Raw genomic sequence first — 25,570 nt, 5'->3', positions numbered from 1 at the left:
TCAGCGCCGGTGCTTGCCGAGTGCGGCGTCGGGCGCGGCCATCGGGTGGGTGCGGAACCAGCGCAGCAACGCTCGCGCCTTGCTGGTGTCCGCACTCCGGTCGCCGTCGGACAGGAACGTGTCGAAGCCGTCGGGGAGCGCGGTCTCGTGGTCGCGGTCGAACGCCATCGTCCACTCGCCGAACCGCGGCGTGTGGATCCGCTCCTCGACGAGCAGCCCGACGTCGGTGTGCCGGGGGTCCTCGGTGATGCGCTGGTAGGTCTCGAGGACCGCGGCCTCGGGCCCCTCGAGCAGCTGCATGAAGCGGCCGTCCTTGTACACGAGCAGGCCGGACAGGCCCGATGCGGCGTTCCGGGCCCTGGCGTGTTCGAGGAGCGCGTCGAGGCGGGGCTGGTCGAAGGGTTCGTCGGCGGCGCTCATGTAGACGAGTGACAGGAGCATGACGACCTTCCGAACGGAGAACACGGCTTCGGTTCGATCGTCCCGCACGACGGAGGTCCGGCGAAGCCCCAGAACGGGGAGCGGGCCGGCGCGGCCCGTCGTCACTGCGCGTCGTAGGTGCGGACCCAGTCGATCTGCAGGTTGCCGGCCTTGCCCCAGTCGCCGACCTGCACCATGTAGCGGTGCGGGGTCGTCGGGACGTTCCGCGCGACCGTGAAGACGAGCTTGCCGTCGAGGTAGTAGTGGATCGCCCGCCCGGGGATCCACTCCGTCGTGTAGGTGTGCCAGTCCCGCCAGGACACCCGGGTGTTGTAGTTGTCCGACGCCTTCTCGTCCCCGGGCAGCATCGAGTGGTGGAACACCCGCGGCGAGCCGTCGAAGTTGCCCTCGGGGTAGTTGAGTTCGCCGTCCGCCCAGTCGTTCGACGTCGGCCAGAGCATGATCGCTGCGCCGTTCTTGTCGCCGCCGGTGGCACGGGCGCGGACGCTGAACGACCCGCCGACGTGCGACCAGGCGTCCTCGGGCGTGCCGAACGTGCCGGCCGAACCGTGCTCGCCGTCGAGGGCGATGTCCATGTACCCGTCGTGCGCGCTGACCATCTTGCTCGACCAGTACTTGCCGCCGGTAGCGTCCGGGTACGGCTGCCACGACTGCGCGTACGTCGCCGCGAACGGGCCGTTCGCCGCAGCCGGCGTGTCGAAGTCCACCGAGAAGGTCGGCGTGCGCCCGATGGTCGGATCGGTGGCCACCGTGGTCGGGTGCGGGGTCGGGGTCGCGCTGCTGCTCGATCCGCCGGCCGGGGCCGCCGATGACGTCGCCCGCGACTCCGGCACCGCGGCGGCCGTGATGGCCAGCGCAGCAGCCGCAGCAGCCACCAGGACGACGGTCGTCGCACGCTTGAACACGGTACCTCCGTCGGTCGTCCGCCGAGGGGGTACGGGGCGGTGCAGGTGGTCGGTCGCGGGGATCCCCGCGTCCTGACGAGGCTAACCCGCGTCCTGCGCCGCTGTCTGGTCCGGAGCCAAGGGGTGCGGTTTCCCGCAGACGCAGAAATCCCCGGTCAGGACCTGTTGCAGATCCGTGACCGGGGATGTGTTCCGAGCCGCCTGTCGGAATCGAACCGACGACCTATTCATTACGAGTGAATCGCTCTACCGACTGAGCTAAGGCGGCGCGCTCGCTCCGAACCCGGAGCGGCACGATCAATGACTATACAGGCTCAGACGAGTGAACGCGAAACGAGCACGCCGAGCTCGGCGAAGGACCTGCGGAGCTCGTCGACCAGGTGCGAACCGGCCTCGGACCCGGACCACTCCCACCACGCGTGCCGGAGCGCACCGAGCGCCACGATCGACGCCAGGCGCGCCCGACGACGGAGCGCATCGGGGTCCGCGGCGAGTTCGGGGTCGTCGCGTTCGAGCCGCCGGGCGACCGCCGCCTGGATCTCGGCCTGGAACTCCTTCATCGACTCCATGCGACGGCTGAAGAGTTCGGGGTTCGCCCGGAGCACCTGCTGCCGCTCCTCGATGAGTCCGCGTTCCTCGATGAGCTCCTGCGTCGAGTGGACGAGCAGTGCGCCGAGGTCCGACAGCAGGTCGCCGTCCGGTCCCCCGTCGACGAACTCCTGCAGCGCGGCGTCATCGGGCAGCTCCGGGTCGTCCCCGAGGATCGCCTGTTCCTTGCTCGGGAAGTAGTTGAAGAACGTGCGCGGTGAGACGTCGGCCCGACGCGAGATCTCGTCCACGGTGACCGCACCGAGGCCGTCCTCGATCGCGATGCGGAGCGCGGCCGCCTGGATGGCGCGGCGGGTGGCGCGGCGTTTCCGTTCGCGCAGGCCGGGTTCAGCGTCGGGCATGCCGTGATTGTCCCATGCCCCACTCGTCGCGGGGAGAGTCCGTCACGGTCAGTGGCGGACGCGGGCGATCGTGACGAGCAGCGCCTCGAGCGCGAGCAACGCCGCCACGTTCGCGGCGATCCGCTGCCGGGCGAGGGCGATCGCGTCGAGCACCTCGAGCGCCGCGGCCGGCGTGACCGACTGCAGGGCCTGGTCGAGGTGGTCGCGCATCGCCAGGTTGACGGGTTCCGCCGGGGCGCCGAGACCGAGCAGGAGCAGGTCGCGGTACAGCGAGGACACGTCGACCAGGATGCGGTCGAGACCGTCGCGCAGGCTGCGGGTCGCACGGCGCTTCTGGTCGTCCTCGAGCAGCCGGAGCTGCGAGCGGAGGGCCGGCGGGATCGTCCCGCCGGGTTCGATGCCGAGCGATCGCAGTGCGGCGTCGCGTTCTTCGGAGTCGCGCTGCTGCGTGATGGCCTTGGCGTCTTCGTCGGCGACGGCGAGCAGGTCGGCGGCGGCCATCACGGCGTCGCCGACGCTCCGGACGCCGAGCACGGTCGTCAGGGTGCGGCGGCGACGATCGCGGGCGTCCTCGCTCGTCGCCAGGCGCTGCGCCATGCCGATGTGGCTCTGCGCCTGCCGTGCTGCGTCCATCGCGAGGGCGCGGTCGATGCCGGTGCGGGCGACCAGCAGGTCGGCGACGGACTCGATGCCGGGGACCCGGAGGCGTACGGAGCGCACGCGCGAGCGGATGGTGGGCAGCAGGTCGGCTTCACTCGGGGCGCAGAGGATCCAGACGGTGCGCTCCGGAGGTTCTTCGAGCGCCTTGAGCAGCAGGTTCGAGGTGCGTTCCGTCATGCGGTCGGCGTCCTCGATGATGACGATGCGGTACCGACCGACCGAGGGCGAGTAGTACGACGAGGTCACGAGCTGCCGGATCTCGTCGATCGTGATGATCACGCGCTGCGTCGTGAGCACCGACACGTCGGGGTGGGTCTTCGCGGTGATCTGCTGCAGGGTGTGGTCGTCGTCGGGACCGTTGCCCACGAGGGCCGCGGCGAACGCCGTCGCCACGTTCGACCGGCCGGACCCGGGCGGCCCCGTGATCAACCACGAGTGCGTCATGCCGCCGGTGCCGTCGGTCGACTCCGCGGCGTTCCGGAGGGAGGCGACTGCTTCTTCCTGACCGGTCAGGCCGTCCCACACGCTCACGGGACCATCCTGTCAGCGACCACCGTCATGCGGGCGACCACCACCTTGCAGGCGACCACGGTCATGCCGGGTCGATCGCGACGAGCGGGGCGACCGCGGCACGGATGGCACGCTGCACGTCCTCGGTGGATCCGCCGGCGTCGACCACCAGGAAGCGGTCTGGCTCGGCTGCCGCCATGTCCAGGAAGGCCTGCCGCACCGACTCGTGGAACGCCTCGGCCTCGGACTCCAGGCGGTCGAACGTGTCGCCACGGGCCGCGGCGACCCGGGCGCGTCCGACCGTCACGTCGAGGTCGAGCACGATCGTCAGGTCCGGCGCCAGGCCGTCCGCCGCCCACTCCGACACCGAGCGGATGTGTTCGGCGCCGAGGCCGCGCGCGACGCCCTGGTAGGCGACCGACGAGTCGATGTACCGGTCCTGCAGCACGACCTCGTCGCGGGCGATCGCGGGACGCACGACCGTCTCGACGTGGTGCGCGCGGTCGGCCGCGTACAACAGCGCTTCGGCGCGGGGCGACACGTGCCCGCGCTCGTGCAGCACGATCTCGCGGATCCGGAGGCCCAGGTCGGTGCCGCCGGGCTCGCGGGTGCGCAGGACGGTGCGGCCGTGCTCGACGAGCCACGCCGAGAGCAGCTCGGCCTGGGTCGTCTTGCCCGCGCCGTCGCCGCCCTCGAGCGTGATGAACCGTCCGGTCACTTCTTCTTCGCCGGCGCCCGTCGGGCCGGCGTCTTCTTCTTGACCGGGCCCTTGGCGCGCTTGTCCGCGATGAGCTGGACCGCACGGGCGTGGTCGACGGCCTCGACGTCCTCGCCCTTCGGGATCGTCGCGTTCGTCTCGCCGTCGGTGACGTAGGGGCCGAAGCGGCCGTCCTTCATCTTGATCGGCTTGCCGGACACGGGGTCCGCCTCGAACTCCTTCAGCGCGGAGCTCGCGGCACGGTTGCCGCCGTACTTCGGCTGCGAGAAGATCTCGAGCGCACCGGGGAGGTCGATGTCGAAGATCGCGTCCTCGCCCGGGAGCGTCCGGGTGTCCGTCCCCTTCTTCAGGTACGGACCGTAGCGACCGTTCTGCGCGGTGATGTCGTTGCCGGTCTCCGGGTCCTGTCCGACGACGCGGGGCAGGTCGAGGAGCTTCAGCGCGGTCTCGAGGTCGACGGTCGCCGGGTCCATCGACTTGAAGAGCGAGGCGGTCCGTTCCTTGGGCGCCGCGGCCTTCTTCGTCGCCTTCTTCGCCGGGGCCTTCTTCGCCGGGGCCTTCTTGCCGGTCGTCGTCTCGGCAGGGGCCTCGGCTGCTGCGGGCTCCGGGGCGGCGGCCGCGGCGTCGACGACCTCGCCGGTCTTCGGGTCGACGGTGGGCTCGGGCTCCGGGGTGCGCTCCGTGACGTAGGGGCCGAAGCGGCCGTCCTTCGCCAGGACCTCCTTGCCCGTGTCCGGGTTGATGCCCACGACGCGGTCGCCGATCACGGGGGCGTCGACGAGTTCCTTGGCCTTCTCGACGGTCAGCTCGTCGGGTGCCAGGTCCTCGGGGACGTTGACGCGACGCGGCTTCTCCGGGTCGTCGCTCGGCACCTCGATGTAGGGGCCGTAACGACCGATCCGCAGGGTGAGGCCCGGTGCGAGCTCGACCGAGTTGATCTCACGCGCGTCGATCTCGCCGAGGTTGTCGATGACGGTCCGCAGGCCGCGCTGGTCGTCGTCGCCGCCACCGAAGTAGAAGCCCTTGAGCCAGTCGACCCGGTCGGCGTCGCCGCGGGCGATCCGGTCGAGGTCCTCTTCCATCTCGGCGGTGAAGTCGTACTCCACCAGTTCGCCGAAGTACTCCTCGAGCAGCCGGACCACGCTGAACGCGATCCAGTTCGGCACGAGCTGGGTGCCGCGCAGTGACACGTAGCCGCGGTCGATGATCGTCGGGCTGATCGTCGGGTAGGTCGACGGACGCCCGATCCCGAGCTCTTCCAGCGTCTTGATGAGGCTGGCCTCGGTGAAGCGCGGCGGGGGCGTGGTGTCGTGCCCCTTCGCCAGCACGTCGTGCACCTCGAGGTGCTCGCCCTGCTTGACGTCGGGCAGTGCGACGTCCTGACCGGCACGCTCGCTCGACTCGTGGCGGTCTTCGTCGCGGCCTTCTTCGTAGGCGCTGAGGAACCCGCGGAAGGTGATGACGGTGCCGGACGCGGTGAACTCGGCGTCCGTACCGTTCGCGGTCGACGTGATGCCCTCGACCGACTCGGCCGACGAGATACCGAGCACGATCGATGCGGTCGAGCCCTTGGCGTCCGCCATCTGGGAGGCGACGGTGCGCTTCCAGATGAGGTCGTAGAGCCGCCACTCGACACCGGTGAGCGTGCCGTGGAGCTCCTGCGGAGTGCGGAAGGAGTCGCCCGAGGGACGGATCGCCTCGTGCGCCTCTTGCGCGTTCTTGCTCTTGCTCGCGTACAGACGGGGCTTGTCCGGCACGGTCGCGGCACCGTACAGGTCGGCCGCCTGCTTGCGGGCCGCGTCGATCGCCTGCTTCGAGAGCGAGACCGAGTCGGTACGGATGTAGGTGATGTACCCGTTCTCGTACAGCGTCTGCGCCGCACGCGCCGTCTGCCGCGGCGACAGGCGCAGCTTGCGCGCTGCCTCCTGCTGCAGGGTCGACGTGGTGAACGGGGCCGCCGGACGGCGGGTGTACGGCTTCGAGTCGACGCTGCGGACGGTGGCGTCCCCGGCGCGCTCGAGCACGGTGGTCAGCGAGGCGGCTGCGGCCTCGTCGAGACGCACGACGTCGCCGCTGAGCGCACCGCGGTCGTCGAAGTCGCGCCCCGAGGCGACGCGGGTGCCCTGGATCCGGGCGAGTCGCGCCGAGAAGGAGGACTCCCCCGTCTTCTCGAACCGAGCGGAGAGGTCCCAGTAGTTGGCCGAGACGAACGCGAGACGCTCGCGTTCGCGGTCGACCACGAGCCGGGTCGCGGCGGACTGCACACGACCGGCGGAGAGGCCGGGAGCGACCTTGCGCCACAGGACCGGCGAGACCTCGTACCCGTAGAGGCGGTCGAGGATGCGGCGGGTCTCCTGCGCGTCGACGAGGGCGGTGTCGAGCTCACGGGTGGCCTCCTGCGCACGCTGGATCGCCTCCTTCGTGATCTCGTGGAAGACCATCCGCTTGACGGGGACCTTCGGCTTGAGGACCTGGAGCAGGTGCCAGGCGATCGCTTCACCCTCGCGGTCTTCATCTGTTGCGAGGTAGAGCTCGTCGGCATCCTTGAGCGCACGCTTGAGCTCGGCGACCGTCTTCTTCTTGGCGTCGGACACGACGTAGTACGGCTCGAAGCCGTTGTCGACGTCCACCGAGAACTTGCCGAGGGAGCCCTTCTTGAGCTCGGCCGGCAGGTTCTTGGGCTCGACGAGGTCGCGGATGTGTCCGACCGAGGCCTGGACTTCGTATCCGTCACCGAGGTATTGCGCGATCGTCTTCGCCTTCGCGGGGCTCTCGACGATCACGAGCTTCTTCGTGCCTGGCACGTGTCTCCTTGATCCGTGGTGCTGGTCGGCCCTGGACACGAACGTGTCCGGGTCGCCCGGGACATCGGTGACCGGTGGCCGACAGGCACACCATACACACCGTGGTCGGGGTGGTCGTCCGCCGGACCGGCGACCGCGGATGCGCCGACGGCGAACGGTCCGGAGCCGACGACCACCCGCACCCGGGCCGTCGCGGCGGCGAGGTCGCAGGCCACGAGGGCCGAGCCGTTCGCCCGTGCGACCCGCTCGGCGACGTCGCACGGCGACCCCGTCAGGAGTCCGATGGACGTCGCAGCGGCCGAGGTCGCGGCGGCGTCGGCGGCGTCCCCGGCACGGACCGCCTGCGTGCGGTGTCCGGCGGCGGCGAGCGCTGACGACGCGACGAGCACCCCGACGCCGAGGACGGCGGCGACGAGCACGGTCACCGAACCGCGCTCGGGGTCAGCGTCCCCCGGCCGCAGCACACGCCGTCGCCCGGAGCGGCAGCGCCGAGAACGGACCGGTGCCGCCGCGCGTGGCGTCGACGCACACCAGGTCGTCGGTGCGCCGGATCGTGACGAAGGATCCCGGCGCGATCCGCTCGGCGGCGGCGAGTCCGACGGCGTCGTCCCCGCGCCCGACGCCCCGCGCAGCCGCCGCGGCGGCCGACTGCAGGCGTCCCTGTCCGTCGACGACCAGCACGGCCGCGACGAGCAGGGTGAGGACGAGTGCGACGGCGGGCAGCACGACCGCGAACTCGACCGTGACCGAGCCCCGGTCGGAGTCCCGGTCGGAGTCCCGGTCGGGGCGCCGCGCCTGGTCACAGCGACAGGGCACCGCGGACGAGCTCGGTGAGGATGGTCTGCACCTCGCCCGAGCGCATGACGGCGACGAGCACGCCAGCGAACGCCACGGCGGCGAGGATGACGACCGCGTACTCGGCGGTCGCGGACCCCTGGTCGTCCTGCGCGACGGCGCGGAGCCGGTCGACGACGCGGCTGGTGCGACGGATTCGGTTCGGGGTGGTGCTCATGGGTTCGTCCCTTCTGTTGCGGTGATCCCAGCGTGGCGCGTGGCCACCGCACGATCAGCGCCTCGAGCGGCATCTGTGGAGAGGTCATCGCGCACCGACGACGGTGGAGGAGAGGACGCCGACCACGACGGGGACCACTCCGACGAGCACGAACGCGGGCAGGACGCAGACACCGAGCGGCAGCACCAGTCGGACGGCCAGGCGCTCGGCCGCGGCGAGGCCGGCGGCAGCAGCGTCGTCACGGACGTCCTCCGCGGCGCGGCGCAGCAGTCCCGCCGCGGGCACGCCCGCTCGCACGGCCAGGTCGAGGACCTCGCGCAGGCGAGCCACGTCGGCAGCCGGCGGGACGATCCCGTCGGCGGCACGACGGACCGCCTCGCCGGCGGCGATCCACGAACCACCGCCCGAGACGGCCACCGCCCAGGCGTCGAGGACGACCCCGGGCACGCGTCCGTCCGGCGTCGCCGACCGGACGAGCCGCGCGGTCCAGGCGCGCCCGGACAGGACGAGCACGGTGGCGAGCGCCGAGCAGACCCAGCCGAGCGGCGAGCTCGTGAGGACCTGCACGGCTCCGGACCCCCACGCGGCCCCGAGTCCGAGGCCGAACAACGGCAGCGCCAGGACGACGCGGGCACTGGTGCGCGGGCCGGCGAGGGCGACCCGGATCGCCCGGTCCGACGCTGCCGATCGGCGGAGCGCTCCGGCGAGGGCCCCGAGCGTCTCCGCGACGGGGGCGCCGGTCCGGTCCGCCACCCGCAGGACGACGGCGATGTCCGCGGACGCGGGAGCGGTCCCTGCAGGGAGCCTGCCGACGAGCTCCCAGGCCCGCGGCGGCGGGACCCCGGCGGCGACGAGCGTCGCGACCCGGTCCAGGGTGCCGGCCACGCGCGCCGGGTCGAACGGCGCGGGACGCCGGACCCGACGTCCCAGGAGCGACCCCCTGCTCACGGTGCCCCGTCCACCGGGCGCACCCCGAGCCTCCCGTCCGACCCGACGTGGAACGCGCCCACCGCAGCGAGCCGTCGTCCGCCTGTCCGACGCTCGACGTGGAGCACCAGGTCGAACGCGCTGACCGCTTGTCGGGCGAGCGCCTCGACGCCGAGCCCGGCGAGGGCGCCGAGCGCCTCGAGCCGAGCGGCGACGTCCGCGACACCGTTCGCGTGCACGGTGCCGGCACCCCCGTCGTGTCCGGTGTTCAGCGCGGACATGAGCTCGCGGACCTCGGCGCCCCGGCACTCCCCCACGACGATCCGGTCCGGGCGCATCCGCAGGGCCTCACGCACCAGCCGGTCGAGGCCGAGCGCGCCGACGCCCTCGGCGTTCGCCTGCCGTGCTTCGAGTGCGACCACGTGCGGATGGGCGATGCGCAGCTCGGCGACGTCCTCGACCGTGACGATCCGCTCGTCGGCCGGGACGGCGCCGAGCATCGCGGCGAGCAGGGTGGTCTTGCCGCTGCCGGTGGCACCGGTGACCAGGACGTTGCGGCGCTGGTGCACGGCGGCCTCGACGACGGAGCGCGGCACGTGCTCGAAGGTGCCGGCGCGGTCGAGTGCGGCGAGGGTCGGCCGGGCGGGGTGTGGGAGCCGGATCGAGATCGCCGTGCCACCGACCGAGACCGGGGCGAGCACGACGTGCACCCGGATCCCGTCGCCGTGCCGGACGTCGGCGCACGGCGTGGTCTCGTCGACGTGGCGTCCGCCGAGCGCCACCAGCCGCGTGGCGAGCTCCCGGGTGCGCGCCTCGCTCAGGCGCGGCGCGGCGGCTTCGAGTCCGCCGCCACGATCGGTCCAGGTGCCGACGCCGCCGACGACCAAGACGTCGGTGACCCCGGCGTCCGTCACGAGGCCGGCGAGTTCCTCGAACTCGACGACACCGTGCGTTCGGCGCCGAAGGGCGGTGGCGGCAGCCCCGAGCGGAACAGGCCCGACCCCGGGCGGAACAGGCCCGGACCCGGGCGGGACAGGCCCGGCCCCGGGCAGAACGGACCCGGCCCCGGGCAGGAACGGTCCCGCCCTGGGCGGAACAGGCCCGGACCCGGGCAGGAACGGCGTGGCACGGTGACGGTGCATGACGCCAGAGCGTAAGAGGAGAGCCGTTTTCGGCATCCGGTGCCACAACCAGCCTGTGGAGAGGTAAGCGCTGATGGCACCAACGGACCGATTTGTCCCCCGAAACGGAAAGCCGTACCCCACTCGGCGAGGAGCGCCCGACGCAGCACGACGGCGGACCATACGAGCAGCTCCCGTCGATCACGGGCACCGGGACGAAGTAGCAATTGCTACGAGTCGGTCGGACGCTCCATGCGTGAGCATGTACCGGTCTGTCCACTCGACCGGCGTCCCCGTGCGGATCGCCGCCGATCGTCGGCGGCCGGCGAGCGCTGATCGCTCGAGCCGGACCCCGGACAAAAGAAGAGGCGGCACCGGTTGGGGGGAACTGGTGCCGCCTGGACATCGAAGGATTGGGGGGAATCCGATTCGATGCCGCCGGAAACGAGTCCAGCAGGAACTACTGTACCCCACGATCCGCCCCTCGGGGCAACCCCCGACACGACCGCCGGGCGTGCCGCCGCGACCAGGACACACCGGTGTGCGCCGTCGCGGCCCCGCTGCCCCAGACCCGCGCCTGCCGCCGCGGCCCCGCGCCCCCGCTCCCGGGCCGCCGCTCGTCACGGAACCGCACAGCACCCGGGCCGCCGCTCGTCACGCAACCGCGCAGCGCACGGGCCGAGGGGTAGTCTCCGTGGCGCACCCTGAGGACGCAACGACGCGAAAGGACATCGATGTCCACTCCGACCCAGACCGACCACCGCGAGGACGACGGCGCCACCTTCCCGCCGACACCCGAGTTCGTCGCCGACGCCGTCGCGCACGAAGACCTGCACGAGGCCGCCGCCGCCGACCGCGAGGCCTTCTGGGCCGAGCAGTCCCGCAGCCTGCTCGACTGGCGCACCCCGTTCACGCAGACCCTCGACTGGTCCGGCGCCCCGTTCGCGAAGTGGTTCGCCGACGGCTCGCTCAACGTGGCCGAGAACTGCCTCGACCGGCACGTCCGCGCGGGCAACGGCGACCGGGTGGCCATCCACTTCGAGGGCGCTCCCGGCGACACCCGCCGGATCACCTACGCCGAACTCACCGCTGAGGTCCAGCGCGCCGCGAACATGCTCACCGACCTCGGCGTCGGGCAGGGCGACCGCGTCGTCGTCTACCTACCGCTCATCCCCGAGGCCGTCGTGACGATGCTCGCCGTCGCCCGCATCGGCGCCGTGCACTCCGTCGTCTTCGGCGGGTTCAGCGCCGAGAGCCTCCGCGCCCGCATCGAGGACGCCGGCGCGAAGCTCGTCGTCACGGCGGACGGCGGCTGGCGCCGTGGCGCGGTGTCAGCGCTCAAGCCCGCGGTCGACGAGGCACTCGAGGGCGAGGGCACCGGCAGCGTCGAGCACGTCCTGGTCGTCAAGCGCGGCGGCAACGAGATCGCCTGGAACGACCGCGACCTGTGGTGGCACGACGAGGTCGCGAAGGCCGCCCCGGAGCACACGCCCGAGGCGTTCCCCGCCGAGACCCCGCTGTTCATCCTGTACACCTCGGGCACGACCGGGAAGCCGAAGGGCATCGTGCACACCTCCGGCGGGTACCTGACCCAGGCCGCGTACACGCACAAGAACGTGTTCGACATGCACCCGGAGAAGGACGTCTACTGGTGCACCGCCGACATCGGCTGGATCACCGGGCACTCGTACGTCGTCTACGGCCCCCTGGCGAACGGCGTGACGCAGGTGCTCTACGAGGGCACACCAGACGAGCCGAAGCCCGGCCGCTGGTGGGACATCGTCGACTCCTACGGCGTCACCGTTCTGTACACCGCGCCGACGGCGGTCCGTGCGGCGATGAAGGCCGGCCGCGAGATCCCCGAGGCGCGCAGTCTCGAGACCCTCCGTCTGCTCGGCAGCGTCGGCGAACCGATCAACCCCGAGGCGTGGAACTGGTACCGCCAGGTCATCGGCCACGACCGCACGCCCATCGTCGACACGTGGTGGCAGACCGAGACCGGCGCGATCATGATCTCCGCGCTGCCCGGCGTCACGAAGCTCAAGCCCGGCGCAGCGCAGACGCCGCTGCCCGGCATCGTCGCCGAGATCGTCGACGACGACGGCAACCGCGCCGACCCGGGAGAGAGCGGCTACCTCACGATCACGGAGCCGTGGCCGTCGATGGCGCGCGGCATCTGGGGCGACCCGGACCGCTTCGTCGAGACCTACTGGTCGCGGTTCCCGGGCCGGTACTTCGCAGGCGACGGAGCGCGGCTCGACGGTCAGGGCGACATCTGGATCCAGGGCCGCGTCGACGACGTCATGAACGTCTCCGGGCACCGCCTGTCGACGGCCGAGATCGAGTCCGCCCTGGTCGGGCACGAGGGCGTCGCCGAGGCCGCCGTCGTCGGAGCCGCCGACGAGACCACCGGACAGGCGGTCGTCGCGTACGTCATCCTGACCGCCGAGGCCGCCGCCGACGTCGACCGCGAATCGGCATCGACCGAACTCCGCAACTGGGTGGGCAAGCGCATCGGTGCGATCGCGAAGCCCCGCCAGGTGGTCATCGTCCCGGAGCTGCCCAAGACGCGCTCCGGCAAGATCATGCGGCGCCTGCTGCGCGACGCGGCCGAGGGGCGCCGCATCGGCGACACGACGACGCTGGCCGACCCGGCGATCATGGCGACCATCGCGGAACTCATGTAGTCCGTGTCACGCAGGTGGGACATCCAGTCCATGTCGGACGGGAGGCCCCACCTGCGTTCGCTTCACTGCTGACGGTCCGTCAAGACGTCAGTTCCACCACCAGCTCGACCTCCACAGGAGCGTCCAGCGGCAGCACCGCCACGCCCACCGCGCTGCGCGCGTGGACGCCGGCGTCACCGAAGACCTCGCCGACCAGGGTGGAGGCGCCGTTCGCGACCCCCGGCTGGCCCGTGAAGGACGGCTCCGACGCGACGAACACGGTGACCTTGACGACCCGGGCGACGCGGTCGAGCGAGCCGGCGACCGACTCGACGGCGGCCAGGGCGTTGAGCGCGGCCACGCGGGCCTGCGCGGTGGCGGTCTCGGCGTCGACCGACGCCCCGACCTTGCCGGTGACGGGCAGTGCGCCGTCGACGAACGGCAGCTGCCCGGCCGTGTAGACGTACTGGCCGGTGACGACCGCGGGGACGTACGCGGCGACGGGTGCGGCGACCGGCGGGAGCGTCAGCCCCAGCTCGGTCAGGCGGTCCGCGACGCTCATGCGTCGGCCTTCGGACGCTTGAGGTACGCGACGAGCCCACCCTCGGGGCCGGTGACGATCTGGACCAGCTCCCAGCCCTCGTCCCCGTAGTTGTTGAGGATGGCGGTGGTGTTGTGGATCATCAGGGGCGTGGTGAAGTACTCCCAGCGAGTCATGCGGTTCCTTGCCAGCCTTTCAGTCGTGGGTGTCGTTTAGGCTGCATCCTATGTCTGCCCAGAAGACGTCTGCCTCGCGGACCAAGCCCGTCTCAGCAGTCGGCGCCTTCATCGGATTCGTCGGGTTCAGTGCCCTCGCCGGCCTGCTCGTCACGATCGGGGTCACCCCGGCCATCGCGGTCGCCGGTGTCACGACGACCTCGACGATCGGTGTGTTCGAGTCGCTGCCGGAGTACATCGAGATCGGTGACCTGCCGCAGCGCAACGAGCTGTACGCGTACTCGGGCGGCAAGTCGGTGCACTTCGCGACGCTGTACGACCAGAACCGGCAGGAACTGAAGTTCGACCAGATCAGCGACCAGCTGAAGAACGCGGCCATCGACGGCGAGGACAAGCGCTTCTACAGCCACGGCGGCGTCGACATGACCTCGCTCATCCGCGCCGGCGTGGGCAGCATCGCCGGTGGACTCGGCGACTCGGGCGGTGGGTCGACATTGACCATGCAGCTCGTCCGCAACATCAAGATGAACGAAGCGCTGAACCTCCCCACGAAGAAGGAGCAGCAGAAGGCCTACAACGAGGCCGTCGAGCAGACCATCCCCCGCAAGCTCGAGGAGATGAAGCTCGCGATCGGGCTGGCAAAGAAGTACTCCAAGAAGGAGATCCTCACCGCCTACCTGAACATCGCGTACTTCGGCGACCAGACCTACGGTGTGCAGGCCGCTGCGCAGCACTACTACAACAAGAGCGCGACGAACCTGACCCCGGCCGAGGCCGCCTCGCTGATGGCCATCGTGCAGTACCCCGAGGCGCGCAACCTGTCGACGCCGAAGAAGTACGACGCCAACGTCGCTCGACGCAACGTCATCCTGCGCTCGATGTACGACCAGAAGAACCTGACCGAAGCCGAGTACCGCACGGCCCGCCTGTCGAAGCCGGCGGACTACGTGCACCTGACGCAGCCGTCGCAGGGCTGCCGGGCATCGGTCGGCGACGGCTCGCAGTTCTTCTGCGACTACGCCAAGAAGGTCGTGCTCGAGATGTCGCAGCTCGGCTCGTCGCAGAAGGCGCGCGACACCGCGTGGCGGAACGGCGGCTACAAGATCCAGACGACGCTGAACATCGACCTGAACGCCGAGCAGAAGCAGCTCCTCAACACCTACGACAACAAGGCCGAGACGAACCTGGCGCTCGGTGCGACACTCAACTCGATCGAGGCCGGCTCCGGCCGCATCGTGACCATGGCGCAGAACAAGGACTTCGACGAGTCGCTGAAGTCGGCACCGACGTCGACCTCGTTGAACTACAGCGTCGACTACAAGTACGGCAGCGCCAAGGGGTTCCAGACCGGCTCGACGTACAAGCTCTTCACACTGCTCGCGTGGCTGCAGGCCGGACACGGGCTGAACGAGGTCGTCAGCGGCACACCACGCGACATGTCGACAGGATGGACGGAGTGCGGCCAGCCGTACTACGTCGGTGGGGGCTACCGGCCGAAGAACGATGCGCCTGGCGAGAGCGGGAACTACACCGTCGCCGCAGCAACGGCCGCGTCCATCAACCTCGCGTTCCTCAACATGGCGCAGAAGCTCGACCTGTGCGACATCAAGAAGACCGCTGAGTCGCTCGGCGTTCACCGCGCCGACGGCGGAGACCTCTTGTCCAACCCGTCTTCGGTCCTCGGCATCAACGAGATCGCGCCGATGACCATGGCCGCCGCGTACGCCGCTGTCGCGAACAACGGCATCTACTGCAAGCCGATCGCGATCGACCAGATCACCTCGCCGTCCGGCAAGCAGCTCGGCGGGCAGACGAAGGACTGCAAGCAGGCCATTGACCCCGAGGTTGCTCGCGCAGCCGTGTACGCCATGAAGGGCACCATCGCCAGCGGTACGGCGCAGGGCGCACAGACGCCGGACGGGATGCAGCTCTTCGGCAAGACGGGTACCACCGACGACGGCAACCAGATCTGGCTCGTCGGCTCGAGCTCGCGTGTCGCCACCGCGTACTGGCAGGGCAACACCGATGGCAAGCTCACCAACCTCCGTAACTTCAGCAACGGCGTGAGCGGCACCTACGCTGCGAGTCGCGCCAGTGTCTGGCGCCAGGCGCAGACGCCGGTGAACGCCACGTACCCGGCCGGACCGTTCACGGATCCCAACTCGTCAGCCCTCCGTGGCAACGCGAAGGCGCTCCCGAACCTGCAGGGCAAGACGGCCGACGAGGCCCGCGCGGCGATCTCCGGCGCAGGCCTGACCTACGTCGACGGCGGGGCTCGGCCGGGTACCGGCAACGCGGGGACGGTCGCTACGACGTCTCCCGCGGCGGGTGCACTGTTGTCCAGCGGTTCCAGCGTCACCGTGTACACGTCCGACGGAACGCAGGCGAACGTCCCGGAGATCGGCGGTGACTCGCTCGGCGATGCCCGCTCGGCGCTGAACGACGCCGGCTTCGGCAACGTGAACGTGTCGGACGACTTCGCGAAGGGCGGCGGGAACAAGACCTGCAAGGTCGCAGCCGTCGAACCCGCGATCGGCGCTGCCGCCGACAAGAACGCCGACGTGAATGTCCAGCTCTACGGCGACAAGAACGGCAAGGCGCCCAAGGACTGCAAGTGACCCGGGGTCGCGCCGCGCTCGGGGTCCTCGCAGCCGGCGCGGCCGTCGGCGCTGCCTCGTTCGCCTGGGGCTCGCTCGTCGAGCGTCGACGCTTCGGCATCCGGTGGGAGACCGTCCCGGTCCTCCCGCCGGGGTCCCGTGACGTCACCGTTCTGCACCTGTCCGACATCCACATGGCCCCGTGGCAGGCCGACAAGCAGCAGTGGCTGCGCGACCTGTCCCTGGTGGAGCCGGACTTCATCGTGAACACCGGCGACAACCTCGGGCACCCCACGGCGAACGCGGCCGTGGAGTACGCACTCGAGCCGTTCCGGGGTGTCCCCGGCGTGTTCGCGTACGGGTCGAACGACTTCTTCGGACCGTCGCCGCGCAACCCGCTGAAGTACTTTTCCGGCCCGAGCCGCATGCACAGCGAGGCGAAGCCCGTCGAGCTCGACATCGACCGGCAGACGGCGTTCTTCGAGTCCCTCGGGTGGCTCGACCTGAACGACCACGCTCGCGCCATCGAGCTCCGCGGCTCGCGGTTCGAGCTGTTCGGCACCTCGGACGCGCACCGCGACTGGGACCGGCTCGACCTGCTCCCCACGAACGTCGACGAGATGCGCGGCGAGGTGCCCTGGTCCGAAGACGAGGACGGCCCGGCTCCCGTCGCGATCGGTGTCACGCACGCGCCCTACCGCCGCGTGCTCGACGCCTTCGTCACCCAGGGTGCGGACATCATCTTCGCTGGCCACACCCACGGCGGCCAGGTCCAGGTGCCGGGGGTCGGTGCCCTCGTCACGAACAGCGACCTGCCGCGCCGGTACGTCAGCGGGCTGCACAAGTGGGAGCATCGGAACCACTGGTCGTGGCTCGAGGTCTCGGCCGGTCTCGGCACCTCGATCTACGCGCCGGTCCGGTTCGCCTGCCGGCCCGAAGCGGTCGTCGTCACCCTCACCGCCCGAACCTCCTGACGACGCGCCCGGGAGTTCGCCGGATGGTCGTGAGCACCCCCGATCATCGGATAGTATTGTCGGGTTGCTCCGGTACGGAGTGATCACACCGCGGGGTGTGGCGCAGCTTGGTAGCGCGCCTCGTTCGGGACGAGGAGGTCGCAGGTTCAAATCCTGTCACCCCGACACTGTGTTGAGACAGTACGAAGAAGGCCCTGGTTCTCCGGAACCGGGGCCTTCTGCTTTTCCACGGTCGGGCGCTCGGCACTACACCTCCCGACACACGACGTGGCCGCCGCTCCCCCCGGCCGCGACGACACGGATAGCCTCGACAGCGATGTCACGCGCCGACCACCTCCGCCCGGTCCTCGAACGGATCGCCGCACAGTTCCCCGAGCTCGCCGACGACCCGGTCCTGACGCAGAACCTCGTCGACAACGTGACGTCGATGATCACCGAGGCACACGCGCGCTACGCCGCCGGTGCCGAGGACAGCGTGGTGAGCGGCGCGTACCTCGATCCGGAGCACCTGGCCACCGGAGCCCTGCACGCGGAGCAGGCCCAGCACCCGGCCGGCGCGATGCTCGCGGCGGAGATACTCTTCGACGCGTACCTGCCCGTCTTCGTGGACGAGGTCGGCGCGGAGTCCACCGCCGAGGTCCTGCGTGCCACCAGGGCCCTGCACGCGGGCATCTGGAGCCGGTTCCCCGCCGGGGCCGTCGCCTACACGGAAGCGCTGCGCCAGCGCGTCACGACGGCGCACCTGGACTCCCGCACGCAGATCGCCCGTGACCTGCACGACCGCGTGGCGCACGGCATCCTCGCCGGGCTCCAGCGGCTCGACCTCGTGCTGCTGACCGATCCCCCGGCCGACGAACGGGCCGACCAGCTCGACGACGCCGCACGATTGCTGCGCGGAGCACTCGGCGACGTGCAGGACCTCGCGGTGAGCCTGCACGCCCGCGTCGGCGACGCCCTGCTCGACGATGCGCTCGCCCGGCACGCCAGGGACCTGTTCTCCGACGACGACCGTTTGTCGTTCAGCACCACGGGTACGCCCGAGCACCTGCCGAACTGGCAGGCGGAGGAAGCGCTGACGATCCTGCTCGAGGCGCTCACGAACCGGCGGAAGCACGCACCGCACTCCAGCGCCGAGGTGCACTTCGCGTGGACCTCGGCATCCCTCGTCGTGACGGTCTCCGACGACGGTCCGGGCTTCGACCCCGATGCCGACGCCGACGGACGCCTCGGGCAGCAGACCATGCGCGAGCGGGCCGCGGTCATCGGCGCGCGACTCGACGTCGAGAGCACCCCAGGCACCGGCACCGGCACCACCGTCCGCCTGACGATCCCGAGGGGCACGCTGTGACCGTCACGCACGTCGCCATCGTCGACGACCACCAGCTGTTCCGCGAAGGACTGGCCACGATCCTCGCCGCCGTCCCCACGATCCGCGTGGTCGCGCACGGCGAGCGTCCGTCCGACGTCCTCGACTCCCCCGAAGCTGCCGCCATCGACGTCCTGCTCCTCGACGTCGAGCTCGACGGTCCGCCGGCACGCACGACGATCGCCACGGTGCGCCGGACCCGTCCGGACGTCCGCGTGGTGGTGCTCACGATGCACCGCGATGCCGTCCTGCGTCGGACCCTGCTCGACGCCGGCGCGGTCGACTTCGTGACGAAGGACACCCCGAGCCGCGAGCTCGTCGACCGCATCGCCCGGGCCGCGCACGCCGATGCCGCGCCGGTGACGTTCCCGGTCGACCTGGTCACCGAGGCCCGCGCGGGATCACCGCTCAGCGACCGCGAGCTCGAGGTCCTGCGGCTCCTCGCGGCTGCGCGCACCAACGCCGAGATCGCGGCGGACCTGCAGCTCGCGATCGGCACCGTCAAGCGACACGTCTACAACGTGTTCCGCAAGCTCGACGTCGGTTCGCGGGTCGGCGCCGTGGCTGCGGCGACGCGCCTCGGTCTGCTCACCTGAGGCTCCGCTCCACTTGGTGAGCAGAAATGGTCGGGTGCCCGACGGCGACCCGACCATTTCTGCTCACCAAGCGAACGAACGAGCGAGCTAGACCGACGCCGACGCGCCCGCACGCACGAGCCGCCCGGCGGCGTGCAGCCCGGCCACGACGTCGAGCGCCTGGTGCCGGTACCGCGCCTGCGCAGCACCCGGAGCGACGATCACGCCGTTCGCCCCGGTGGACTCCACGAGCGCGTTGATCTTGTCCGCCACCTGGTCGGCGGTCCCGTACGCCTGGCGCTCGGTGCGAGCCGCGATGAACCGACGCTCGAGGTCGTTGAACTCGTACGCTCGGGCCTCGTCCATCGAGACCGGCTCGGGCTTCCTTCCGGAGCGCATCCGGATGAACGAGATCATCCCGGGAGCGCTCTGCTCGTCGACGACGGCCGGGTCCTCGTCCGTGACGACCTGCACGCCGATGAGTGCGTTCGGCGTCTGGCGGAACCGCGAGGGCCGGAACGAGTCCCGGTACAGCGCGAGCGCCGCCTCGGTGTTGTCCGACGCGAAGTGGTGGGCGAAGGCGAACGAGACGCCGAGCGCCCCGGCCACCTGCGCGCTGTACCCGGAGGAACCGAGCAGCCAGAACTCCGGCACGTCGCCGTAGCCCGGCACCGCGCGGATGCCCGACAACGGGTTGTCCGCGGACATACCGGTGAAGAACCCGATCAGGTCAGCCAGGCGGTCGGGGAAGTCGTCGACGTCGAGCCGGTCGGTGCGGCGCAGCGCCATCGCGGTCGCCCCGTCTGTGCCCGGCGCACGGCCGAGTCCGAGGTCGACGCGGTCGCCGTACAGCGCTCGGAGCGTGCCGAACTGCTCGGCGATGACGAGGGGTGCGTGGTTCGGCAGCATGACGCCGCCGGAGCCGATGCGGATGGTCGAGGTGGCCGCGCCCACGGCGCTCAGCAGCACCGCTGGGGCCGACGAGGTGATGCCGGGCATGCCGTGGTGCTCGGCGACCCAGAACCGCTCGTAGCCGAGCTTCTCGGCGTGGACCGCCATGTCGATCGAGCCCTGCAGGGCTTCGGTGTTGGACTGGCCGTACTCGCGCGTCGCCAGGTCCAGGACGGACAGGTGCAGGGTGTCGTCGCTCATGTGGTCAGCAACGCACGCCGCGGCGCACGCATTCCACGACGAGACCGCCTCCACCACCGGTCCGGACACGCCGTCGTCCGCCGGTCGACCGGTCACCAGGCGTCGCCCGGACGTCGCACAAGCGACGGTTCGCGACCGAACGGCGGACGCATGCGGCGCGCCTTGGACGTCAGGCGCGACGGCCGGGAGGCCCGTGGCGGGGCTGCACCGCGCCTCCAGGCCGTCTGCGGTCGCGTCTCGAGCGCCGAGCGGTCACGACCTGCCGCGCGCATCTCGCGGACTGGTAGCGTCCGGTCGCCCGACGGGCGGACCGGCGACGCGACGTGTCCGCTCGGCGAACGCGAGCGGTGTGTGACGATCTGCCGGCAGCGCGGGTCAGGCGCCGTCGAGCCGGCCGCCGGACTCCGTCAGGTAGCAGTTGGCGCAGAGCGACTCGTAGGCGACGTCGACGCCGTCGATGGCGACCTGCGAGCCGTCGAACACGAACCGGCCGTCGACCGTGCGGGCGTTGAAGACGGCCTTGCGACCGCACCGGCAGATCGTCTTGAGCTCTTCGAGCGAGTGCGCGACCTCGAGCAGGCGGGCGCTGCCCGGGAACGCCTCGGTGCGGAAGTCGGTGCGGATGCCGTAGGTGATCACCGGGATCTCGTCGAGGACCGCGATGCGGAGCAGGTCGTCGACCTGCTGCGGAGTGAGGAACTGCGCCTCGTCGACCAGGACGCAGCTGACGGCGCGGACCATGCCGTCGAGGCGGTCGGACTCGGGGTCGACGGCACCGGCCGCGGCGACCGCGGACCGGACGTCGGCGTCGGGGGCGAAGACCAGGTCGACGGTGCGGGTCACGCCGAGGCGGGACACGATCTCACGGTCGCCCTTGGTGTCCACCGCGGGCTTCGCGAGCAGGACCCGGTGGCCGCGCTCCTCGTAGTTGTAGGCAGCCTGCAGGAGCCCCGTGCTCTTGCCGCTGTTCATCGCGCCGTAGCGGAAGTAGAGCTTCGCCACTACGCGAGGAACCCGTCCTCGGCGGCCCGCCGGATCAGATCGGACTTCTTCGAGGCGGGACGGCCGACCTTGCTGTACTTCTCGCGGACCCGGCGCAGGTAGGTCTTCGCGGTCTCGTACTGCACGTTCATCTGCGCGGCGACCTCGTTGGTCGAGTAGCCGGACACGTACAGCCGGAGCGCTTCTTCCTCGCCGTGGCTGAGCTTCGGACGCTGGTGCGCGGCCGCCCCGGTGGGCAGCGGACGCCACTCGCGCGGCTGCGGGGTCTCGCGTGCGACGCCCATGATCTCGCGGGCGACGTCCATGACCTCACGCATCGGCAGGGACTTCGACAGGAACGCCGCGGCGCCTGCTGCCAGGGCACGGTCGCGAGACTCGCGGCTGTCGACGCTGGAGAGCACGATCACCTTCGCACCGGCGGCGCGGCAGGTGCGGACACGGGCCTCGATCGAGACGGGTTCCTTGAGCTGGAAGTCGAGGAACACCAGGTCGGTCGGGAAGCTGTCGCTGTGGACCATCTCGAGCCAGGTGTGCGCGGTCAGGGCCAGGTCGAAGTCGAACGCGTTCACCGCGATCCAGCTCGACAGGCTGTCCAGCAGCACCTCGTGGTCGTCGAGGATGGCCAACCGCACACGTCGTGCCCCCGGGTTCGGGAGGGACGGGGACCCCTCCGAGAGCCTGTTCGGGTCAGTGCTGGTCATAGGAGAACCTTAGTGCGAGGGCGGACGGACGAACCGCGACGTCGAGGTCGGGGAACGTCACACGGAGGACGGCGAAGTAGGGGTCGAAGGTGCGGTGGATCCCGATGTCGGAGTCGGCCACGGCGAGGTCGAGTTCGAGCAGCACGCGGGCATCGCGGGCCGGGTCGGTGCGGGCGGGGTCGGTGCGGGCCGGGTCGGTGCGGGCCGGGTCGGTGCGGGCCGGGTCGGTGCGCGCTGCATCGCCGCGTGTGGCCGCGTCGTCCTGCCCGTCCGCGCGTCGGAGCATTGCCCGGAACCCGGCCGGGTCGACGGTCGAGGCACGGAAGGCGGCCCGCAGGAACGTCCGCACCACGGAGCGCTGGTCGGCGTCGAGCATCGCGGCGAGCCCGTCCGGGTCGTCGACCACCGGGGCCTCCCCGCCCTCGACCCGCACGGCCTGCTCGAACCAGGTGCGGTCCGCGTCGGCGACCATCGCCCGGCGGATGCCGTCGGCGATCAGTCGTGCCCGCTCGCGGTCGGCATCGGTGATGACCTCGCGCGTGCGCAGCTCGGCGAAGAACGGTGCGACGTCGCGGGCGAGGATCGTCGACCGGTCCTGCTGCACGCTCGCCGCGATGCCGTCCCGCTCCGCACGCTCGACCGAGTAGGAACCAGCCCGGATCTGCACCCGCTCGGCCAGACCCGCGAACGTCCACGCGAAGACGGCCGACGCAGCGGTCAGCACCAGGGTCGGTGCCGCCGCCAGGAAGGCCGCGACGGCGACGGGGATCTCGTGCGGGAACGTCGCTGCACCGACGCCCCAGGTCGCGGCGTTGACGACGGCGAGCAGGGCGCCGCCGATGGTCAGGTCCGTCCAGGGCCGGTACGGCGCGACCATCACGATGCCGGTCGCCGTGATGAGCGACATGAAGTCGTTCAGGGCGCTGCGGTCTGGTCCCCACTGCGCGGCGACGCTCGTCACCGACGCCAGGCCGAGCAGCCCGACGTGCGCGACGAACGCCCACCGCGGGAACGGTGCGCGGAACGGACTCGAGGCGGTGAACACGACCGCTGCCGATGCCGCGACCAGGATGACGGTGAGCGCGCTGAGGGTGGGGCTGCCCACGACGTCACGGTCGAACACTGACACCAGGAGTGCCCAGACGATGCTGGCGGCGCCGAGCCCGATCGCGAGCGGACGCGACCCCATCGCACCGAGCGGGTCGTACTGCTGCGCGGTCCGACGGGCCTCGGTCGTGGCGCTCACCGGTCGGCTCCGTGCACGCCGCCGACCTCGTCGGGGACCACGGTGCCGACGTGGTCGGTGGCCACGGCGTCGGTCGTGGCGGTGACCGGTCCGAACGGCACCGTCATCATCACGCTCGTCCCCGAACCGGGCGACGACCAGATCTGGACGTCGCCGCCCACCCGCCCGATGCGGTCGCGGACCGAGCCACGCAGGCCCATCCGGTCGGAGCCCGTGGAGTCCTCGTCGAAACCGCGACCATCGTCGACCACCATCACGGTGCACGACGCACCGTCGTCGAAGACGCTGACCTCGGCCGCGTCGACACCGGCGTGCTTGCGGACGTTGGCCAGACACTGCCCCACGGCGCGGACGAGCGCGGTGACGGCCCGCTGGTCGAGCCGGTCGAGGGCGGACGGATCACCGGAAACCGTGACATCGAGACCGGCCGCACGGTGCTCGTCGACCATGACGGCGAACGCGTCGACGGCTGCACCCGGTCGCTGCCGGGCGGCCGGTGCCAGCCACCCCTTGCCGGTCAGGACGGCGACGTCGGCTTCGACGGTCCGTGCCAGGTGCGGGTCCATCGGTCCGTCGGGCGCCAGGGCGATCGCGTTGAGGTGGTTCAGGACGGTGTCGTGCAGGATCGCAGCCGCCTCGGCCTCGACCCCGGCACGGTACGCGGAGACGTGCTCCTCACGCGCCGAGCGCAGCAGCTCCGGCTGCACCCGCTCCGACCGACCGGTGCTCCGGCTCGTGAACAGCACCAGGACGACCACGAAGCCGAGCGTCACCCAGGCGAGCACGAGCGGACGCGGTGGGCCGTCGGCCTGGACGACCGCGATCCACGTCGCCACGCGTCCGGTCAGGAACCCGAGGAAGGACCACAGCACGACGCGGCTCGGCACCGCGCCGGCACCGCCGACCAGGATGAGCGGGATGACCGCCAACGACAGCAGGTACGAGGTGACCCAGCCCAACGGGACCTGTTGCTGCACGACCATCGCGAACCACCACGCACAGACGCCGCCGACGACCAGGAACGCGACCGCGGAGCGCCAGGTGCCGAACTGCACGTGCACGCCGATCATGCCGAGCATCGGGACGAGCGCCAGGACCGCACTGATCACCTGCACGTCGGGCTCGGACAGCCGGTACAGCAACAGCGCGATCGCCGCCGCCACCAACGATCCGATCGCACCGGCGTGGAAGGCCCGCACCGTCGACCACGCGTTCACTCGCGGAGCGAGGTGCGTGGGGATGCCGAGCACGAGATGGGTCCTTCCGGGTGGCGGGAATGCCGCCCACGATCAAACACCTCGGTGCTGACCGTGTACCCCGAAACAGCGTCCGTTCGGCGACCCGGTCGATGATACCGGCCCCCACCACGCACCGATGTCCCCCGAACGCGCAACCTTCGTTGCTCAGAACAACGTCTGCGTCACGACCGGTCGGAGCAGACGGCGGTCGAAGCCCGGATCCGCGCGCTTGAGCGGCGACGTCGTGGGGATCGACTGTTCCTGCGGCACCGTCGAGGGGTCCGAGAAGCCCATCGACCCCGTCGCCGGGTCAACGCGTCCGAGGCCGACGCCGTGCGCCGCCAGGATCGGTCGGATGCGCTCCGACAGCCAGCGGCGGTAGTCCTTCGGCGCGAAGGTGTTGTCGAGGTACATCGCCCGGTAGCGCGCCACCAGGTCCGGCCGTTCGCGTCCGAGCCACTCGAACCACCACGGCTTCACGCCCGGCCGCAGGTGCAGCGCGGAGTACATGACGCTCGTGGCACCGGCCGCAGCAGCCCGACCGACGGCGTCGTCGAGCTGCGCACGGGTGTCGGTGATGTACGGCAGCACGGGCATGAGGAACACCGCACAGCCGAGCCCGGCGTCGCGGATCGCCCGCACGGTGGCGAGCCGCGCAGCCGTCGTGGGCGTGCCGGGCTCCACCGACTGCTGCAGGTCGTCGTCGTACACGGCGATCGACATCGCGAGGTCGACCGGCACCACCTTCGCCGCCTCGGCCAGGAGCGGCAGGTCGCGCCGGAGCAGCGTGCCCTTCGTCAGGATGCTGAACGGTGTGCGACTGTCCGCCAACGCCTGGATCACCCCGGGCATCAGCCGGTACCGACCCTCGGCACGCTGGTACGGGTCGGTGTTCGTGCCGAGCGCGATCGGGTGGCGGTCCCACGTGGGCTTGCCGAGCTCACGCCGCAGGACGTCGGCCACGTTCGTCTTCACGACGATCTGCTGGTCGAAGTCGGCTCCGCCGTCGAACTCGAGGTAGGTGTGCGTCGGCCGCGCGAAGCAGTACACGCACGCATGACTGCACCCCCGGTACGGGTTGATGGTCCACCCGTAGGTGCCGGAGCCGTCGGCGCTCGGCACCCGGTTCAGCGCACTCTTCGCCAGGACCTCGTGGAACGTGACTCCCGCGAACTCGGGCGTCGTCACACTCCGGACGAACCCACTGTTCGACTCCATGCCCGGCAGGGCATCGCTCTGCTCGGCATCGATCGCCTGTCCACTCCACCGCATGCCGTCATTCGAACAC

The 25,570-nt window shown here is 71.0% G+C and carries 24 protein-coding genes and 2 tRNA genes; 6 read left to right on the top strand and 20 right to left on the bottom strand.

Going from position 1 to position 25,570, the window contains the following annotated elements:
• From EDF53_RS03105 to EDF53_RS03050, 12 genes are all read right to left on the bottom strand, one after another.
• Positions 1-441, bottom strand: coding sequence for a BLUF domain-containing protein (locus EDF53_RS03105; protein WP_123938665.1), 441 nt, complete (start codon positions 439-441; stop codon positions 1-3).
• Between the two features lie 101 nt (positions 442-542).
• Complete coding sequence (locus tag EDF53_RS03100) at positions 543-1,346, bottom strand: glycoside hydrolase family 16 protein (protein ID WP_123292160.1); 804 nt, start codon at positions 1,344-1,346, stop codon at positions 543-545.
• Positions 1,347-1,541: 195 nt separating this feature from the next.
• Positions 1,542-1,614: transfer RNA gene (locus EDF53_RS03095), tRNA-Thr, on the bottom strand.
• A 46-nt stretch (positions 1,615-1,660) separates the two neighbouring features.
• Positions 1,661-2,296 (bottom strand): TetR/AcrR family transcriptional regulator, encoded by a 636-nt coding sequence (locus EDF53_RS03090; RefSeq protein WP_123292159.1) that lies wholly within the window; start codon positions 2,294-2,296, stop codon positions 1,661-1,663.
• Positions 2,297-2,344: 48 nt separating this feature from the next.
• The gene (locus EDF53_RS03085) at positions 2,345-3,487 is read right to left on the bottom strand and encodes a DNA polymerase III subunit delta' (RefSeq protein ID WP_123292158.1); all 1,143 of its coding nucleotides are present in this window, start codon (positions 3,485-3,487) and stop codon (positions 2,345-2,347) included.
• Positions 3,488-3,548: 61 nt separating this feature from the next.
• Positions 3,549-4,184, bottom strand: coding sequence for a dTMP kinase (gene tmk / locus EDF53_RS03080; RefSeq protein WP_123292157.1), 636 nt, complete (start codon positions 4,182-4,184; stop codon positions 3,549-3,551).
• A complete protein-coding gene (topA, locus tag EDF53_RS03075; RefSeq protein ID WP_123292156.1) occupies positions 4,181-6,988 on the bottom strand; it encodes a type I DNA topoisomerase in 2,808 nt (935 codons plus the stop codon). The genes tmk and topA overlap by 4 nt, the downstream gene beginning before the upstream one ends.
• The gene (locus EDF53_RS19195) at positions 6,964-7,413 is read right to left on the bottom strand and encodes a hypothetical protein (protein ID WP_185020917.1); all 450 of its coding nucleotides are present in this window, start codon (positions 7,411-7,413) and stop codon (positions 6,964-6,966) included. Before EDF53_RS19195 ends, topA begins: the two co-directional genes overlap by 25 nt.
• Positions 7,414-7,429: 16 nt before the next feature.
• Positions 7,430-7,804, bottom strand: coding sequence for a TadE family type IV pilus minor pilin (locus EDF53_RS03065; RefSeq protein WP_123292155.1), 375 nt, complete (start codon positions 7,802-7,804; stop codon positions 7,430-7,432).
• A complete protein-coding gene (locus EDF53_RS03060; RefSeq protein WP_123292154.1) occupies positions 7,788-8,000 on the bottom strand; it encodes a DUF4244 domain-containing protein in 213 nt (70 codons plus the stop codon). The genes EDF53_RS03065 and EDF53_RS03060 overlap by 17 nt, the downstream gene beginning before the upstream one ends.
• A gap of 84 nt (positions 8,001-8,084) precedes the next feature.
• Positions 8,085-8,885 carry a type II secretion system F family protein gene (locus tag EDF53_RS03055; RefSeq protein WP_165918796.1) on the bottom strand — a complete coding sequence of 267 codons (801 nt, stop codon included), beginning with the start codon at positions 8,883-8,885 and terminating at the stop codon, positions 8,085-8,087.
• Between the two features lie 59 nt (positions 8,886-8,944).
• Positions 8,945-9,841: a CpaF family protein gene (locus EDF53_RS03050; protein ID WP_123292152.1), complete on the bottom strand. Its 897-nt coding sequence runs from the start codon at positions 9,839-9,841 to the stop codon at positions 8,945-8,947.
• A 941-nt stretch (positions 9,842-10,782) separates the two neighbouring features.
• Between EDF53_RS03050 and acs the strand changes: the two genes are divergently transcribed.
• The gene (gene acs, locus EDF53_RS03045) at positions 10,783-12,735 is read left to right on the top strand and encodes an acetate--CoA ligase (RefSeq protein ID WP_123292151.1); all 1,953 of its coding nucleotides are present in this window, start codon (positions 10,783-10,785) and stop codon (positions 12,733-12,735) included.
• A gap of 79 nt (positions 12,736-12,814) precedes the next feature.
• Here the strand turns inward: acs and EDF53_RS03040 are convergent, their stop codons facing one another.
• On the bottom strand, positions 12,815-13,276 hold the full coding sequence (locus EDF53_RS03040) for a RidA family protein (protein WP_123292150.1): 462 nt from the start codon (positions 13,274-13,276) through the stop codon (positions 12,815-12,817).
• The gene (locus EDF53_RS03035) at positions 13,273-13,431 is read right to left on the bottom strand and encodes a DUF4177 domain-containing protein (RefSeq protein ID WP_017888699.1); all 159 of its coding nucleotides are present in this window, start codon (positions 13,429-13,431) and stop codon (positions 13,273-13,275) included. The genes EDF53_RS03040 and EDF53_RS03035 overlap by 4 nt, the downstream gene beginning before the upstream one ends.
• A 50-nt stretch (positions 13,432-13,481) precedes the next feature.
• On the opposite strand from EDF53_RS03035, the gene EDF53_RS03030 reads away from it, so the two are divergent.
• The 5 genes from EDF53_RS03030 (at position 13,482) to EDF53_RS03010 (ending at position 18,964) form a co-directional block, all read left to right on the top strand.
• Entirely contained in the window at positions 13,482-16,049 is a 2,568-nt protein-coding gene (locus tag EDF53_RS03030) for a transglycosylase domain-containing protein (protein ID WP_123292149.1), read from the top strand.
• Positions 16,046-17,002, top strand: a complete 957-nt coding sequence (locus EDF53_RS03025; RefSeq protein ID WP_123292148.1) for a metallophosphoesterase — start codon at positions 16,046-16,048, stop codon at positions 17,000-17,002. Before EDF53_RS03030 ends, EDF53_RS03025 begins: the two co-directional genes overlap by 4 nt.
• Positions 17,003-17,093: 91 nt before the next feature.
• Positions 17,094-17,167, top strand: a tRNA-Pro gene (locus EDF53_RS03020).
• A 151-nt stretch (positions 17,168-17,318) separates the two neighbouring features.
• Positions 17,319-18,350 carry a sensor histidine kinase gene (locus EDF53_RS03015; protein WP_123292147.1) on the top strand — a complete coding sequence of 344 codons (1,032 nt, stop codon included), beginning with the start codon at positions 17,319-17,321 and terminating at the stop codon, positions 18,348-18,350.
• Entirely contained in the window at positions 18,347-18,964 is a 618-nt protein-coding gene (locus EDF53_RS03010; protein ID WP_148058254.1) for a response regulator transcription factor, read from the top strand. The genes EDF53_RS03015 and EDF53_RS03010 overlap by 4 nt, the downstream gene beginning before the upstream one ends.
• Positions 18,965-19,051: 87 nt before the next feature.
• Here EDF53_RS03010 and EDF53_RS03005 read toward each other — a convergent pair whose 3' ends face one another.
• The 6 genes from EDF53_RS03005 to EDF53_RS02980 all read right to left on the bottom strand — a co-directional run bounded on the left by EDF53_RS03005 (position 19,052) and on the right by EDF53_RS02980 (position 25,554).
• On the bottom strand, positions 19,052-20,095 hold the full coding sequence (locus EDF53_RS03005) for an LLM class flavin-dependent oxidoreductase (RefSeq protein WP_123292344.1): 1,044 nt from the start codon (positions 20,093-20,095) through the stop codon (positions 19,052-19,054).
• Positions 20,096-20,470: 375 nt separating this feature from the next.
• Positions 20,471-21,097, bottom strand: coding sequence for a thymidine kinase (locus tag EDF53_RS03000; RefSeq protein WP_123292145.1), 627 nt, complete (start codon positions 21,095-21,097; stop codon positions 20,471-20,473).
• A complete protein-coding gene (locus EDF53_RS02995; protein ID WP_235035937.1) occupies positions 21,097-21,798 on the bottom strand; it encodes a response regulator transcription factor in 702 nt (233 codons plus the stop codon). Before EDF53_RS02995 ends, EDF53_RS03000 begins: the two co-directional genes overlap by 1 nt.
• Positions 21,785-23,044 (bottom strand): hypothetical protein, encoded by a 1,260-nt coding sequence (locus EDF53_RS02990; protein ID WP_123292144.1) that lies wholly within the window; start codon positions 23,042-23,044, stop codon positions 21,785-21,787. Before EDF53_RS02990 ends, EDF53_RS02995 begins: the two co-directional genes overlap by 14 nt.
• Positions 23,041-24,294 (bottom strand): sensor histidine kinase, encoded by a 1,254-nt coding sequence (locus EDF53_RS02985; RefSeq protein ID WP_123292143.1) that lies wholly within the window; start codon positions 24,292-24,294, stop codon positions 23,041-23,043. Before EDF53_RS02985 ends, EDF53_RS02990 begins: the two co-directional genes overlap by 4 nt.
• A 153-nt stretch (positions 24,295-24,447) precedes the next feature.
• Entirely contained in the window at positions 24,448-25,554 is a 1,107-nt protein-coding gene (locus tag EDF53_RS02980; RefSeq protein ID WP_123292142.1) for an Rv2578c family radical SAM protein, read from the bottom strand.
• Between the last annotated feature and the right edge of the window lie 16 nt (positions 25,555-25,570).

It is taken from the genome of Curtobacterium sp. PhB78, assembly GCF_003751685.1.
In the GTDB taxonomy this organism is placed as follows: Bacteria; Actinomycetota; Actinomycetes; order Actinomycetales; family Microbacteriaceae; genus Curtobacterium.
Note: the sequence above shows the minus strand (reverse complement) of the source record. Positions and strands in the feature narration are given on the sequence as shown.

Bases quoted from the DNA above. Each gene is read 5' to 3' on its own strand.
- EDF53_RS03060 (WP_123292154.1), bottom strand. From the start codon at position 8,000: ATGAGCACCACCCCGAACCGAATCCGTCGCACCAGCCGCGTCGTCGAC.
- EDF53_RS03105 (WP_123938665.1), bottom strand. From the start codon at position 441: ATGCTCCTGTCACTCGTCTACATGAGCGCCGCCGACGAACCCTTCGAC.
- acs (WP_123292151.1), top strand. From the start codon at position 10,783: ATGTCCACTCCGACCCAGACCGACCACCGCGAGGACGACGGCGCCACC.
- EDF53_RS02980 (WP_123292142.1), bottom strand. From the start codon at position 25,554: ATGCGGTGGAGTGGACAGGCGATCGATGCCGAGCAGAGCGATGCCCTG.
- EDF53_RS03035 (WP_017888699.1), bottom strand. From the start codon at position 13,431: ATGACTCGCTGGGAGTACTTCACCACGCCCCTGATGATCCACAACACC.
- EDF53_RS03005 (WP_123292344.1), bottom strand. From the start codon at position 20,095: ATGAGCGACGACACCCTGCACCTGTCCGTCCTGGACCTGGCGACGCGC.
- EDF53_RS03090 (WP_123292159.1), bottom strand. From the start codon at position 2,296: ATGCCCGACGCTGAACCCGGCCTGCGCGAACGGAAACGCCGCGCCACC.
- EDF53_RS02995 (WP_235035937.1), bottom strand. From the start codon at position 21,798: ATGACCAGCACTGACCCGAACAGGCTCTCGGAGGGGTCCCCGTCCCTC.
- EDF53_RS03030 (WP_123292149.1), top strand. From the start codon at position 13,482: ATGTCTGCCCAGAAGACGTCTGCCTCGCGGACCAAGCCCGTCTCAGCA.
- EDF53_RS03040 (WP_123292150.1), bottom strand. From the start codon at position 13,276: ATGAGCGTCGCGGACCGCCTGACCGAGCTGGGGCTGACGCTCCCGCCG.
- EDF53_RS03015 (WP_123292147.1), top strand. From the start codon at position 17,319: ATGTCACGCGCCGACCACCTCCGCCCGGTCCTCGAACGGATCGCCGCA.